This window comes from Caballeronia grimmiae, from assembly GCF_000698555.1.
Lineage (GTDB): Bacteria > Pseudomonadota > Gammaproteobacteria > Burkholderiales > Burkholderiaceae > Caballeronia > Caballeronia grimmiae.
In genome coordinates, this window is sequence record NZ_JFHE01000010.1 from 64,723 (window position 1) to 78,846 (window position 14,124).

16 protein-coding genes are annotated in these 14,124 nt (G+C 61.1%); 2 read left to right on the forward strand and 14 right to left on the reverse strand.

Going from position 1 to position 14,124, the window contains the following annotated elements; translation table 11 throughout:
- Positions 1-15: 15 nt before the first annotated feature.
- The 12 genes from BG57_RS13205 to BG57_RS13260 all read right to left on the reverse strand — a co-directional run bounded on the left by BG57_RS13205 (position 16) and on the right by BG57_RS13260 (position 11,438).
- Entirely contained in the window at positions 16-921 is a 906-nt protein-coding gene (locus BG57_RS13205; RefSeq protein ID WP_035963724.1) for a LysR family transcriptional regulator, read from the reverse strand.
- An 86-nt stretch (positions 922-1,007) separates the two neighbouring features.
- A complete protein-coding gene (gene aroQ / locus BG57_RS13210) occupies positions 1,008-1,445 on the reverse strand; it encodes a type II 3-dehydroquinate dehydratase (protein WP_035963727.1) in 438 nt (145 codons plus the stop codon).
- An 18-nt stretch (positions 1,446-1,463) separates the two neighbouring features.
- The gene (locus tag BG57_RS13215; protein WP_035963729.1) at positions 1,464-2,516 is read right to left on the reverse strand and encodes a Gfo/Idh/MocA family protein; all 1,053 of its coding nucleotides are present in this window, start codon (positions 2,514-2,516) and stop codon (positions 1,464-1,466) included.
- Position 2,517: 1 nt separating this feature from the next.
- Entirely contained in the window at positions 2,518-3,837 is a 1,320-nt protein-coding gene (locus tag BG57_RS13220; protein ID WP_152562582.1) for an MFS transporter, read from the reverse strand.
- A 60-nt stretch (positions 3,838-3,897) separates the two neighbouring features.
- Entirely contained in the window at positions 3,898-4,686 is a 789-nt protein-coding gene (locus BG57_RS13225) for an enoyl-CoA hydratase-related protein (RefSeq protein ID WP_035963731.1), read from the reverse strand.
- 19 nt (positions 4,687-4,705) lie between these two features.
- Positions 4,706-5,539, reverse strand: a complete 834-nt coding sequence (gene aroE, locus BG57_RS13230; RefSeq protein WP_035963733.1) for a shikimate dehydrogenase — start codon at positions 5,537-5,539, stop codon at positions 4,706-4,708.
- A complete protein-coding gene (locus tag BG57_RS13235) occupies positions 5,539-6,759 on the reverse strand; it encodes a CaiB/BaiF CoA transferase family protein (RefSeq protein WP_035963735.1) in 1,221 nt (406 codons plus the stop codon). Before BG57_RS13235 ends, aroE begins: the two co-directional genes overlap by 1 nt.
- Positions 6,759-7,226 carry a MaoC family dehydratase gene (locus BG57_RS13240; RefSeq protein ID WP_035963738.1) on the reverse strand — a complete coding sequence of 156 codons (468 nt, stop codon included), beginning with the start codon at positions 7,224-7,226 and terminating at the stop codon, positions 6,759-6,761. Before BG57_RS13240 ends, BG57_RS13235 begins: the two co-directional genes overlap by 1 nt.
- A 2-nt stretch (positions 7,227-7,228) precedes the next feature.
- The gene (locus BG57_RS13245) at positions 7,229-7,621 is read right to left on the reverse strand and encodes a VOC family protein (protein WP_035963739.1); all 393 of its coding nucleotides are present in this window, start codon (positions 7,619-7,621) and stop codon (positions 7,229-7,231) included.
- The gene (locus tag BG57_RS13250) at positions 7,618-8,571 is read right to left on the reverse strand and encodes a ketopantoate reductase family protein (RefSeq protein ID WP_035963979.1); all 954 of its coding nucleotides are present in this window, start codon (positions 8,569-8,571) and stop codon (positions 7,618-7,620) included. Before BG57_RS13250 ends, BG57_RS13245 begins: the two co-directional genes overlap by 4 nt.
- Before the next feature lie 721 nt (positions 8,572-9,292).
- Positions 9,293-11,140, reverse strand: coding sequence for a glycoside hydrolase family 15 protein (locus BG57_RS13255; protein WP_035963741.1), 1,848 nt, complete (start codon positions 11,138-11,140; stop codon positions 9,293-9,295).
- Between the two features lie 70 nt (positions 11,141-11,210).
- Positions 11,211-11,438 (reverse strand): hypothetical protein, encoded by a 228-nt coding sequence (locus BG57_RS13260; RefSeq protein ID WP_035963743.1) that lies wholly within the window; start codon positions 11,436-11,438, stop codon positions 11,211-11,213.
- A gap of 710 nt (positions 11,439-12,148) precedes the next feature.
- Between BG57_RS13260 and BG57_RS13265 the strand changes: the two genes are divergently transcribed.
- A complete protein-coding gene (locus BG57_RS13265; protein ID WP_035963745.1) occupies positions 12,149-13,030 on the forward strand; it encodes a LysR family transcriptional regulator in 882 nt (293 codons plus the stop codon).
- Positions 13,031-13,124: 94 nt separating this feature from the next.
- Positions 13,125-13,505, forward strand: a complete 381-nt coding sequence (locus BG57_RS13270) for an HPF/RaiA family ribosome-associated protein (RefSeq protein WP_035963985.1) — start codon at positions 13,125-13,127, stop codon at positions 13,503-13,505.
- Between the two features lie 24 nt (positions 13,506-13,529).
- On the opposite strand, the gene BG57_RS13275 is transcribed toward BG57_RS13270, so the two are convergent.
- On the reverse strand, positions 13,530-13,850 hold the full coding sequence (locus BG57_RS13275) for a four-helix bundle copper-binding protein (RefSeq protein ID WP_152562583.1): 321 nt from the start codon (positions 13,848-13,850) through the stop codon (positions 13,530-13,532).
- Between the two features lie 12 nt (positions 13,851-13,862).
- Positions 13,863-14,066 carry a hypothetical protein gene (locus BG57_RS13280; RefSeq protein WP_035963746.1) on the reverse strand — a complete coding sequence of 68 codons (204 nt, stop codon included), beginning with the start codon at positions 14,064-14,066 and terminating at the stop codon, positions 13,863-13,865.
- Positions 14,067-14,124 lie beyond the last annotated feature (58 nt).

Here is a 14,124-nt window from a genome sequence, read left to right on the forward strand (position 1 = left end):
GTGCGGCTCGCGACACTAGCTTCTGGTCGAGAACAGGTCGGCCACAACGGATCGCAACCAGCGATTCCCTGCCTCGTGATGGTACTTCGCATGCCAGTGCTGCCGCACTGCGAATCTGTCGACAGGGAAAGGACACGAATGGACCGAGAGGCCGTTCACTCTCGCCAGCGTTTCCCCGATGTTTCGCGGCAACGTGGCGATCAGGTCAGTGGACTTGATGATCGACCCAAGCCCGAGCATGCCCGGAAGCTCGAGCACGACGTCGCGTTCTATGTTCTCGCGCAATAGCGCCTGCTCGAGCAATTGCGCGCCCGTCCCGGCGGCGATGATCACGTGCCCCTCGCTACCGTACTGCTTTGTGCTGAGCCTCGCACGCACTCGCGGATGATCAGGATTGGCGAGACAGACCCAATCCTGCATATAGAGTTGTTGTTGATACATGCCGCTGCCGAGCCAAGGCACATGTCCTATCGCCAAATCGGCCTCGCCGGATTCGAGCGCGCGCTCCGTGTTTCCATCGATTCTTGCGGCTTCCAGCCGAATGCCCGGTGCATGCGAGCGCACGTGCGCCAGCATCCTTGGCAGCAGCGTAATGTGACTCGCATCGGTCATGCAGATACGGAAGCGGCGCTTTGCCGTGGTCGGATCGAATGAAATTTCCCATGCGGAGAACCGGCGAATCGATTCCAGAATTTCCCGGCACGGTCCGATCAGCGCGTCCGCCTGAGGCGTCGGCGTCATGCCGCCCGGCGTGCGGACGAACAATGGGTCTTGCAAATGCTCGCGCAGACGGCCCAGCCAGATGCTGACCGTGGGCTGACTCTGTCCAAGCTGCTCTGCCGCGCGTGTCACGCTGCGCAGGTCATACAGGAGGTCGAAAAGCTGAAGCAGCTTGAGATCGGGCAGTTCAGACCGGTTCATGGCGGTATTGTCGAAGGCAATATCGCCATTCTATTCATTGCATTGCGCGTGTAAATGCATCCCGTCACCGGCCGACGCATGAGTTATCAGGAAGCAGCCGACACTGCCGCCCGCAGTCCAAGCGAATAACTGTCGATACCGAAGCCGCAAATCTGTCCCTTCACGATTTCGCCGAACACCGAATGATGGCGAAACGCTTCACGCGCGTGGATGTTCGACATATGAATCTCGACGATGGGTACCGTCAATATGGCGAGCGCATCGCGAATACCATAGCTGTAGTGCGTCCATGCGCCGGCATTGATCAGCACGCCATCGACTTTATCGACGAACGCCTGATGGATTCGCGCGCACATGTCCCCTTCGCTGTTTGTCTGGTAGCTCTCCACCGTGACGCCAAGCTCTTTGGCCAGTGCCTGAAGTTGAGCATCGATGTCGGCGAGCGTAGCCGTTCCGTATTGAACCGGATCGCGCTTGCCGAACATGTTGTGATTGACACCGTGCAGCATGAGAAAGGTTTTCATCAGTTATCCGTATGATGTTCAGGAGTAAGCCGTTTCGACGACTGCGCCGGTTTTAGCAGCCTTGACGATCGCTTCGGTGATGCGAAGATTTTGCAAGCCGTCGCGCGCGGTGACGATCGGTTTCGCTTCCCCTCGCACGACTTGCCCGAAGTGTTCCATTTGATGCTTGAGCGGATCGTCGCGCGTCACGTCCGCCACGCTGACATCGAACGGCTTCCACCACGATCTGTCCTCGGCGTTTCCGTAGGTCTTGAGGCGCATCGTGGGAATGGACAACGATCCGAACGTGCCGCCAATCACATAGCAGTCTTCGTCGGCATAAGACGTGTAGGCCTTGTTTTCTTGCGAGGTTTGTTCCCAGCTGCGTGCGCTGGCGGCGGTATCGGACAGAAGGAAAGTGCCGAGTGCGCCGCTAGCGAAACGCAGATTGATGGCGACGGTGTCCTCGACTGCAAAGCCGCGCGTCGCGTTGGACGAAAACGCCTGCACCGCCACGATATCGCCGCACAGCATCCGCAAGTTGTGGATCTCGTGAATCATGTTGAGCAGAATCGGGCCTGCGCCCGGCCGCTTGCGCCAGGGCGCGTCCGCGAAATACTGGTCGGGCTTGAAGAACATTGCGCTGCCCATGACCGCGACGAGCGAGCCGAGCCTGCCTTCGTCGATGACCGCCTTCGCGCGCGCCATGATCGGACTATGCGCACGATGATGACCGATCAGCACGCTCGCGCCGTAGCGATCCGCATCGGCGACGAGTGCTTCCGCCTGCTCCACCGTGGGCGCGATGGGCTTCTCCAGCAGCATCGGCACGCCTGCCTGCATGCTCAAGCGAGCGTGGTCCACGTGAAGTGTGTTCGGCGTTGCAAGGACCACACCGTCAGGACGGTCTTTCTCGAAGAGTTCATCGAGCGAGCGGTAATGCGGCACGTGTGCTTTCGCGGCAATGCCGGCCGCCGCATCGGAAGGATCGACCACCGCCGACAAGACGCACGTCGCGCTTTCGCGGACGACACGAATATGTTCGAGACCGATGTAGCCGGCACCCGCCACGGCGATACGGGTTTTCTCCATGTCACTCTCCACGGCTTTCGGGGCCAGCGTGAATCGCCCACATCGAAATCAGGTTGAACACGATACCCAACGCGACGATCGGCCAGGTCGCGCCATTCGTATGCGCCTGAATCAACGTCGCGGCGAACGGCGCGCTGCTCCCGATGACGACTGCAAGGTTATAAGCCACGGCTGAACCGCGATAACGGAATTCCGTCGGAAAAGCCTCGGCAAAATAGGCAGGCTGCACGCCCGCATGAAACTGCGCCGCGCAAAGCAGAAACACGATAGCGACGCCGATCAACACTACGTGCCCGCTCAGAATCAACGGAAAGAACACGATGAACGCAGCGAGCATCGAACGCGATCCGATGAGCATAGCGCGGCGGCGTCCGATGCGATCGCACAAGGCCCCGCCGAAGCCCATCGCGACCATGGAGCAGAGATGCGCGACGATCAGAATCGCAAACGCCGTCTGCTTCGATACGCCGAGCTTGCCCGTCACGTACGACAGGATGAACACCGTCGCGATGAAGTACGCGATCGACACAGCGGCCCATACCATCATAAGGCGCAGAATCGTTCCGGTGTGGTTGGAGAAACCCGACGCCGGTTGCACGCGGCCCGAGCGTCGTTGCTTCAGTTGCGCTTCGAACGCGGGCGTCTCGGAGATGCGCATACGGATGAACAGGCCGATCGCCACCAGCAAGAAGCTGAAGAGAAACGGCACGCGCCAGCCGAACCGAAGGAACTGCTCATTGGTCACGAGCGCGGCAACGCCGAATAGCACCCCATTCGCCAGCACTTGTGCGAGCGGCGAGCCCATCGCGATGAACGAGCTATAGAAGCCGCGCCGGTTCCTGGGCGCGTGTTCCATCGTGAGCAACTGGCTGCCAGTTACTTCGCCGCCGAGCGCGAAGCCCTGCATGAAGCGCAACACGACGAGCGCAATGGGCGCGAGCACGCCGATCGACGCATAAGTGGGCAGAATGCCGATCAGAAACGAGCAAATGCCCATCAGCAGAAACGTAAAGACCAGCATGTTGCGGCGGCCGACACGATCGCCCAGATAGCCGCATATCAGACCGCCGAGCGGCCTCGCGATGAAACCCACGGAAAAGGTCGCGAACGCAGCGAGCGCGGCTGTCGTCGTGTCTGTCTTGGAGAAGAATAGCTGAGGCAGAACCGTGGCCGCGATGGCCCCGTAAGCGGCAAAATCCAGCCATTCGAGCGCGGAACCGGCGATGCTGCTGAGCGCCGCCCGGTTCGCCATTTGCTTCTCGTCGGAATGCTGCGCGCGAACGGCGGCATCGCCGTTCATCGTGTTTTCTTGCGGCGTCATTGCGTCTCCTGTCTGTATTAATGGCCGCTTCTTCGAGCGGTTCGATAAAGGAATGCGTCCCTAGTGCCCGGTCCACTTCGGCGGGCGCTTCTCCGCGAATGCCTTCGGGCCTTCGCGAGCGTCGTCGCTTGCGAGCATGCGTTGCGCGAGCGGATAGTCCTCGTGCATCGTCGATGCAAGATTCGCGTGCGCGAGGCTCGTCAACATCACTTGCTTCGATGCCTGAATTGCGAGGGGCGCGCACGCCAGAACCTCTTGGGCAAGCGCCCGCGCACGGGTCATCAGTTCACCAGCGGGCACGATCTCGTTGATCAATCCAATGCGCCTCGCTTCTTCGGCGGAAATACGCTTAGCGGTCAGTACGAGCGCCATGGCGTCTTTCATGCCGATCTGCCTCGGCAAGCGCTGCAAGAGGCCGCCGCCCAGCGCGGCGAGACCGACGCGCGGTTCGGGCAGGCCGAATTGCGAATGATCGGCTGCAACCGCGAGATCGCATGCGGCGAGAATCTCCATGCCGCCTCCAAGGCACAGGCCGTTCACGGCGGCGATCAACGGCTTCCACAAATCGAAGCGATGCGTGATGCCCGCGAATCCCGTCGATGGTTTCGTGTGGTCACTGGTGGCATCGAGTGCTTTCAAATCCGTGCCGACACAAAACGCCCGCTCGCCCGCGCCGGTCACGATGGCGACGCGCAATGTCGGATCGGCGGCGTAGCGGTCGAAGGCATCGGCCAGTTCACGGTGCGCATCAGGATGCAGCGCGTTGAGCACCTCGGGCCGGTCGATCGTCAGCGTGAGCAACGGCCCTTCGACTTCGTAGCGGCAATAGCGATAAGTCTCGGTTTGCATCCGGCGCTTCCTCGTCGCGTCAATCGAGCGGAACGGTGAGCTGGTCGATGATGGCGCGCGTGCGCGGACGCACGCCTCGCCACCATGCGAACGCTTCGGCCGCCTGCTCGACCAGCATGCCGACGCCATCGGCGATACCTTGCACGCCCGCGTGACGCGCGAGCCGCAGAAACGGCGTGAGGCCCTTGCCGTAGGCGAGTTCATAGGCTGTGCCGTTCGCGCTGAAAACGCTCGGCGGAACGGGCGGCAAGTGCCCCGTCAGGCTCGCGGACGTCGCGTTAACGACAAGATCGAACTGTCCCATCGATTCGAGTTCCGCATAACCGCACGCGGTGAGCGAGCCTTCGGCCCCAACCTGTTCGACGAGCGCCCTCGCCTTATCGACGTGCCGGTTTGCGATAACGATGTCTGCTGGCCGAGCCGCGATGAACGGTAGCAGCGCGCCGCGCACCGCACCGCCCGCGCCGAGAACGAGCACGCGCTTGCCCGCCATCGGCTGCTGCAGGTTGCTTTCGATATCACGCACGAGGCCGACGCCGTCGAAGTTCTCCGCGACAATACGGCCATTCTCGAACGTCATCGCGTTGACGGCGCCCGCCAGCGACGCTCTTTCGCTGCGTTCGTCGGCCATGGCGAACGCTCGCAGCTTGAAGGGCGCGGTGACGTTCATGCCCTTGCCACCTTCTGCGATGAAAGTTCTCACCGTATCGTCGAAGGCATCGGCCGGTTCCAGCGGTCCTTCGATGGCAACGTACGTCATGTCCTGCTGGGTCTGCTCCGCGAAAAGACCGTGAATCAGCGGCGATTTCGTATGCCCGATCGGATTGCCAATTACCGCGTATCGATCGTTCATCACGCACCCGGCTTCGAAAAGAGCACGCCGTCGGTCTGCATCGCGTCGATTTCGGCTGCGCTGAAGCCCAGCGATTGCGCCACTTCCTCGTTGTGCTGCCCGAGGTCGGGTCCGACTTCGCGGATCGACGTATCACAGTCGGAGAAGCGGAACGGCAGATTCGGCAAACGCAGTTTTCCGAAGCGCGGATGCTCCTGCTCGATCACCATGCCGCGCGCGACGATCTGCGGATCGGCCACGACCTCGTCGATACGTTGCACCTTGGCGCAAGGCACATCGACACTGTCGAGCAAAGCCAGCACATCCGCGACGGGCCGCCCCGCCACCCACGGTTTGACCACCGCAAGAATGGCCTCGCGATTCGCATTGCGTCCGTTCAGGCTGTAGAAGCGCTCGTCGTTGCCGAAGCCAGCCGGACCGCCGTGTTGCTCGACGAGTGCAGCGAAGCGCTTCCACGAATCGTCCACTTGCGCCGCGATGACGAGATCGCCATCGGCTGCGCGGAATACGCCGTACAAGGTCGAAGTCGGCATGTCATGGCCCGTCTGCTCGGGTACCACGCCTTGCATCGTGTAGCACTGCACGGCGTATTCGTGCATCGACACGAGGGTGTCGTACAAGGCCATGTCGATATGCTGGCCACGGCCGCTTTTCACACGGCCGAGCAACGCTGCGTTGATGGCGGCAACGGCATGAATGCCCGTGTACATGTCGCCGAGCGAAATGCGCATGAGAGGCGGCGGTTCGCCCGGGTTGCCGATCATCTGCATGATGCCGCTCTTCGCTTCGGCTATGAGACCGAAGCCCGCGCGATGCGCATCGGGTCCAGTGTGTCCGTACGCCGAGATCGAGCAATAGACGAGGCCCGGATTGCGCTCGGACAACGCGGCATATCCGAGCCCGAGCTTGTCCAGCGCACCCGGCCGATAGTTTTCGATGAACACATCCGCCGAATCGCACAGACGCTGCATGAACGCCTTGCCGCGCGGATCCTTCATGTTGACGCTCACGCCGCGCTTGCCCATGTTGAGCTGCAGGAAATAGGCGCTTTGCTGATCGTCGAGGATCGTGGCGTGCTGACGGCCTGCATCGCCGCTGCCGGGGCGCTCGACCTTGATGACTTCCGCACCGAGTGCGGCGAGGCATCGTCCGACATAGGGGCCGGCGAGAAAGTGGCTGTAATCGACGACGCGGATACCTTCTAAAGGACGGGCTTGCATCAGTTCGCTCCCGGCCGACGCGGGATCATCAGACGATGCTCCCCGCGTTGAACGACCTCGCCGTTTTGATTGATCAACTCGGAAGGCAACACGACGATGCCCCACTCGGGCTTGCTCTTGCTTGCGCGCATCGTGCCGACGCGAAACTTCACGTGCAGCACGTCGTTGACCTTGATCGGCAGCAGGAAGTCCCATGTCCAGCCGAGCGACATGCCGGGCAGGAAGCGATAGTCGCTCTGCGTCTTGAGGCCATCGGCAATGGACAATCCGAACAGCCCGTGCGCGACGATGCAACCAAAGTGGCTCGCGTTCGCGTATTCCTCATCGACATGCACAGGCGTGTGATCGCCTGTGAGATCTGCGTAAGCGAGAATGCGTTCTTTGGTAACGGTGTAAGTCGGGCTGACGCACTCGTCCCCTTCGCGCGCATCGTCCCAGTATTTCTCAGTGGTGGTGATGGTGCTCATGCTCACGCCTCCGCGCGTGGGTTGATCGCCAGCGCCTGCGCGACGCATGTGGCAGGCTTGGCCTGAATGAGTTCAACCGCGAGTCCGTCGGGCAGACGCAGCCAGTTGCGACCCTGTGGCATCTCGGTCACGCCAAAGGCTTGCGCGGCGGCAAGCGCGGCTTCCAGGTCTTCGCACATGACGCCGAGATGCGCGAGCCGGCCCTCGGGCTCTTCGTGCTGCGGTGCGCTGATGAACTGCAGACCGCCGAGCGTCCAATACTGACGCGGCTGTTCGCGCGTGCCGTCGACTTCGCGCATCGTCATGCCGAGCACGTCTTCGAAGAAGCGGATATGCCAGTGGATGTCCTTCACCCAGATGGCGACGTGCTCAAGATAGGCTTTCGGCGGGCTCACGCTGCGGCTCCTTCTTCTTTCTGGCGATCCGTCATCGCGCGCTCGATGCCCTTGATGCAGGCGACGAGCGTCGAATTCACCGGCGTCGGCACGCCAAGGCGTTCGCCCCAGCGCACGACAGCACCGTTGATGAAGTCGATTTCGGTAATCGAGGACTTCTCTATGCTTTGCAGCATCGACGTCTTGAATGCGGGTGAAAGCCCTTCGGCGGCCATGTTCCAGGCTTCTTCAGCATGGGTGATGGACAGCGTGACGCCGGCGGCTTTGGCGGCGGCCATCGCTTCTTCAATCGCCGCGAGCGACGTCGCTTTCAGAACCGGCTCGTCGTAGAGCTGGCCGTAAGTGAGGCGCGTGATAGCCGTGATCGCGCCGGTCGCGACGTTGATCAGCAGCTTGTCCCACATCGTGCCCATGATGTTGTCGCTGACGGAAGTCGTCAGACCTGCGCTGTTGAACGCGTCCGCGATCGCACGCGCACGGTTCGTGATGCGGGCGTCGAGTTCGCCGATGATCGTCAGCTTGCCCGTGACGCCGGACTGAATATGACCGGGCGCGCGCAGCACCCCGCCGACATAGGTTTTGCCCGCGAGCACGCGCTCGCGTCCGACGATGCCGCTCAGCACGTCTTCGTGTCCGAGGCCGTTCTGCAACGACAGCACGACCGTTTCAGGACCGACGAGATCGAGTGCGCCGCGCATCGCCTGATCAGTGTGAAAGGACTTGACCAGCACGATGACCAGGTCGACAGGACCGGCTTCGGCGGGGTTCATCGTCGCCCGCACCTCGACGCGGCGCGTGCCGCGCTCGTCGTCGACTTGCAGGCCGTCGCGGGACATGGTCTCGACGTGCGCGGCGAACCGGTCGACGAGCCACGTCTCATGGCCGCCTTCGGTCAGCGCGGCGCCGATGGCGCAACCCAGCGCGCCAGCGCCCAGAAATGCGATCTTCATTTGCGTCTCCTTGAACTGGAGACGAAGATACGACGCTGTGGACATGTCGGCAATGCAATGGCTTCAATAGGGCCATTGCTGAAGGCAATACCGATCTTTTTCCAGAAAATGCATGTTGTACGCTCGGCAGTTTGCTCAATCCGGGAAAAGATATGACGGATCGCCGGCTATTCACGATCGGGCGCGGAGGAAAGGGGAGAACCTATTCAGGCGGGAGCCAGCTTTGGCAGCGTGCGCAGTCAGTTCTAATCGGCTTTATCCCGGGTCTGCCATTTTTAAAAGGCGTGTGCGTTGCCCTCGGCGGCCAAGAAGGCAGCAATCGCGCGCAACGGCACACACGTCATGCAACGGCTAACTCGGCACGACGCCAGTCAACGTGGTTACCTCGTAGTGATGTGGTCGCGGTTTCGCCGCCTTTTGACCATCGGATGCGTGAGCGAATTTCTTGCATACGTAAGACGTCGGAATCGAAGCGTCATTCAAGGCTCTCTGATTCCGATGTCTATTCAGAACGCAGCAAAGGACGACGGTGGCTCTCTCATTGCGCCGAGTGGCGGTTTACGAAGACAGCACAAACTCCACGCGCTGAAGTTCACTCAATCTTGCACTCGCGCGATAGCTGACCCGGAGAACACTTTCGTGGCGTGTCACGCTTTCTCATCGAGCACGGTGGCAACGACGTAAGAAGCGAAGCCTGCTATTTCCACTTGCCCGAAACACTTCAAGTCCAAGCCACGTGCGTCCGATCCAGATCCCTGTCCAATTGATACGCAGCACTGATCAACGCGAGATGTGTCAATGCCTGCGGGAAATTCCCCATCGCCTCGCCATTCGTCGCGACTTCCTCGGAAAAAAGCCCGACGTGATTCGCATAAGCCAGCATCTTCTCGAACACGAGCCGCCCTTCATCGACACGGCCCGCGCGCGCCAGCGCTTCCGCATACCAGAACGAACACGCACTGAAGCCGCCCTCCATACCCGGCAAGCCATCCAGCTCGTCCCCGCGCGTGTATCGGAAAACCAGCGGATCGACGCGCAAGTCGCGGCCGATTGCATCGAGCGTGCTGGTCCAGCGCGGATCTTTTGGCCCGATGAAGCGCACGAGCGGCATCATCAACGCGGATGCGTCGAGCGTCGATGAACCCGGCGTCTGCACGAACGCTTGCAGTTCTTCGTTGAAGAATTGCTCGTGGATGTCGCGATGGATGTCGTCACGCGTCTGAAACCACGTCGCGAGCGGCGCGGGCAGCGAACGCTTCTGCGCAAGCCGCAGCGCGCGATCCACCGTCACCCAGCACATCAGCCGTGAATGCAGCAGCGGCCGTGTGCCGTTGCGAAACTCCCAGATGCCGTGGTCCGCCTCCCGCCAATGCGCGACGACATAATCGACGGTGCGGGTCACATGCCGCCAGCCCTGATAAGAAATCGCCGCGCCGTACTTGTTGTACAGATAGACCGAATCGAGCAGCGCGCCATAGACATCGAGTTGCGTCTGGTCACGCGCACCATTGCCGATAAAAACCTTGCCCGGCGACGACGATGGTGCGAGGCTCGACAACTCCGTTTCCTCCATCGGCGGCTCGCCGTCCACCGCATACATCACGCTAAGCGAGCCGTCCGAACTGCAATCGCGATTTCGCTCGGCGATCCATCGCATGAAGCGCTCTGCTTCGCCCGTGTAGCCGAGCCGCAGCAGCGCATAGACAGAGAATGCGGCGTCGCGTATCCACGTGAAGCGATAATCCCAGCGTCGGGAACCGTCCTGCGCTTCGGGCAAGCCGAAGGTCGGCGCAGCGACGATTGCGCCAAACTCATCCGAACTGAGCAGCTTGAGCGTAAGCGCCGATCGAAGAACGACCTCGCGATATCGTCCGCGATACGTCGATTGCGACGACCATGCCTTCCAGAAATCGATCGTCTCCTGCAGCATGCCGTCGAACTTCTCTTTCGAATCGAGCTTCGACATTTCATCGACGGCGCCGAGCGCGAAGCACGCCGAGTCGCCTTCGCTCATCTCGAGCGTCGCGCGGGCACCGCCGTTTTCGATCGACAAAGGCACGCTCGCTCGCAACTGTAACGGCGGAGCGTCACCGGTCTGTCTGAATTCGACGCCCTTCTCCACTGCATGGGCGGTATGTGTCGCACGCGCGTAGTCGAAGCGCGGATCGCATCGCACGTTGACCGTCATGCGTCCATACACGATTCTTACGATGCGCATCACGCAGTTCGGCACGTCCTCTACGCGTGCATCGGATGACGGTACCGGCATCAGGTCGAGCAACTCGCATACGCCGTCGCCCGTCATGAAGCGTGTAAGGAGCACGTTCGTTTCGGGCAGATACATCTGCTTGACGTTCGCCCCGGCGTCTTGCGGCGCGATGGAGAAGGCGCCTCCGCGCTCGTTATCGAGGAGGGACGCAAAAACGGTTGGGGAATCGATGCGCGGATAGCACATGAAGTCAATCGCACCGCGCAGCGAAACGAGCGCAGCCGTCTTCATGTTACCGATCACGCCGCGCGCATCGACGGGCAATGCGGCGTGTGAGACTTGCTGAGACGGGTGGCCCATAGTGACGTGCTCCGGCTTGACTTTGGCAAGCGGTCAAGCAAGGGCTATACCCGTCGATGTCCGTCTGAAACTAGCGGCCCGCGGTTTGTTCGTGCGGACCAGATGCTGACTGCATCGGCGCGGCGCTGAATGCGGCATCGCTCGTGGACAAATCCTGTGTCGCCACAGCTTGGCTGGAAGCGGGCGATATGTCCGCGTGTCCCGACGACCTGCCGTAGCTCGCGATATAGAGCGTGACTGCCACCGCGACGCCGATCAGCACCGCTACCACTGTCACGCCCGACGATTTGCTTTTCATGCTTGCTCCTTCGATGCTGTTGGACCTGGCCCAGGCGCGTGACTGTATCAGCGAAACGTGAGGCTGTCGGTGTGCGGGCGCGCATTGGAGTGCGCTTCGAAGTTTCGCTGTCGGTTCAATTGGATAGCGCCTGGGTCCCCGGTTTGTCCACAGGCTTGTGAACAGAAATTGTGGATAGTTTTCCGTGCTCGACGCTTCGGACTGGTCGTTTACGGCTCGCCATGACCATACAGTTGTTCTTGAACACCCCGCACGGAAGAAAAACAAAGCGACAACATGGCAAGCACGTAACGCGCGCCAACATTCACCGCACGCGTTTGTATGACTTTGCGGTTCCTTCTTCGCGAACATAGAGACGGTGAGCACATCAAATACCTGAGCGTGCAAGTGCCGACGCTCATCGAGCGCTTTAACACCTGCATGGTCGAGAGAAGTAGCCTCACAGTGAAGACCCTTCGCATAAGGTAGCGGACACGCTCGAGATCATGGGACGCAATGCCACGTCGATATGCTTTGGCTCCTCGCCTTTGTGCGAACCGATCAAGCACGACGAACCATACCGAATAGTCTGGTCGATAACCCGGTAGAAGGAAACCTACCGTGCACTAATCCACCACCATCACCATCCAGCGCCCCCGAAAAATCAGCGATAATCGCCCCAAAACTTCGGTTTCTCCGAACCAATCCAAACCGGCCAAGGCGCGCAAAAAATGCTCAACTACCGCCATCTCCACTATTACTGGGTTGTCGTAAAGGAAGGCGGTTTCGCCCGCGCAGCAGAGCGCCTCGACATGGCCGTCCAGACCATCAGCGCTCAAGTCCGCGAACTCGAAAAATCCCTCGGTCATCAACTGCTCAAACCCGCCGGGCGCGGCGTGACGATGACCGACGCAGGCCAGGCCGCGTTCGCACGTGCCGAAGAGATCTTCGAAATCGGCCAGCTTATCCACGACGAAGTGCGCGAAGCGGCAAGCGGCACGCTCGCGCGCTTCGCCGTCGGCCTCTCCGATGGTATTTCCAAACTCGCCGCTCAAGCCCTGCTCGCGCCCGTCCTCGGCGATGCATCGTTGCGTCTCTTGTGTCACGAAGGCGAGACGGACGAACTGCTCGGTGAGTTGGCGCTGCATCGTCTCGATCTCGTGCTCGCCAGCCAGCCCGCGCCGCATAACCAGAACATGCGGTTGACGAGCGAAAGACTCGTTGCGTCGCCCGTGGACTGGTATGGCCCCGCGTCGATCGTGCGCAAGAGCGCCATCGATCACTTCCCGAAAAGCCTCGCCTCGCTGCCAATTCTCTTGCCAACAGGACATTCATCGTTGCGCTCACGGCTCGATCGATGGCTCGAAACGCAGCGCATCGCGCCGCGCGTCGTCGGCGAATTCGAAGACAGCGCGCTCATGGCGGTGTTCGGCGCGCGCGGTCTCGGCGTCTTTCCACTCGCGGAGTTCGGCGCCGGCGATGTCCCGCTGCTGCGCGGCCTGCGCTGGCTTGGACGATCGCCGGAAGTCAAGGAAGAAGTGCACGCGATCGTATCGCGTCGTGGGCGGCATCATCCGCTGACGCAGCGCGTGCTTGCAGGCGTGGATGGGTAACTTCGGTTTTTTCGAAGTACCGTTTCGAGAGCGTCTGCTTTTTCCGATTCGCACCTGCCCCTACGCTGGACTCACGTTCAACACGGAGGCATACATGAAACTCTTGTTCAAATCGCGCGATCCCGAAGCCATTTCGATGCACGACCTCGCCAAGGCACGCAGCGAATTCGTGTTTCGCCGTCTGGCGTGGCTCATCTCGCGGGCCACAGTCAGCCTGTCGGACATCAATGGACCGCGCGGCGGAATCGACAAGCGATGCCAGGTCGAACTGCAAGTGACTCGCGACCACAAGGTTGTCGCGACGTCCATTGCACGGGACTGGCGAGGCGCGATCGATCTCGCTCTCGCCCGCGCGGTTCGAACGCTCGTGCGCAAGCGCCAGAGTATGCGGCCGACGAGACGCGTGCGCGCCCGCAGCCATGCGTTCGAGGGCTCATCCGACGCCGCGCTGAAAGACATCGCGCAAGCAGTCTGACGGAACTTCGGCCGCGTCCCGCCGCTACATCGCGCGGCAAGCTTCCGCGCACTGACGGCAGGCGTCGCTGCACGCCTGACAGTGATCGGCGGGATGACGGCTGCATTCGTCGGCGCAAGCATCGCAAATTCGCGCGCACAGGTCGCAGAAATCGCGCATGAACTGGGTATCGCGTGCGAGCGCTTCTGAGGTGAAGCGGCACAGTGAAGCGCAGTCGAGATCGAGCCGGATGCACTTCTCCATCTCCGGAAGATGCCCTTCCGCAATGCACGCGGATGCGCAGTTGTGACAGGCCGCCGCGCAGCGATCCAGTTTCTCGATGCAGTCGATGTATTCGCTCATCATTCACTCCTTGCGTTATCGTTGCGTCGAATCTGGCGGGACCGGATTCTTGTCCTGCGATGACGGCAGCGCATTCTCGCTGGCTTCGTGCTTGCGCTTCTCTTCGGCGTCGAGGTTCTCCTGACGCCTATCGCTCGCGGGAGTCGCTTCGCTGAGCGGTTCGTCCATGTCATCGGCTGTCGTGCGGGGCACGGGGTTTTCGCCCGGCGTTCGAGTCATGCTGACCTCCTTCGGTTGAGACAACGTTCTCCGAATAGCGCAGCAAGCCTCGGTCCCG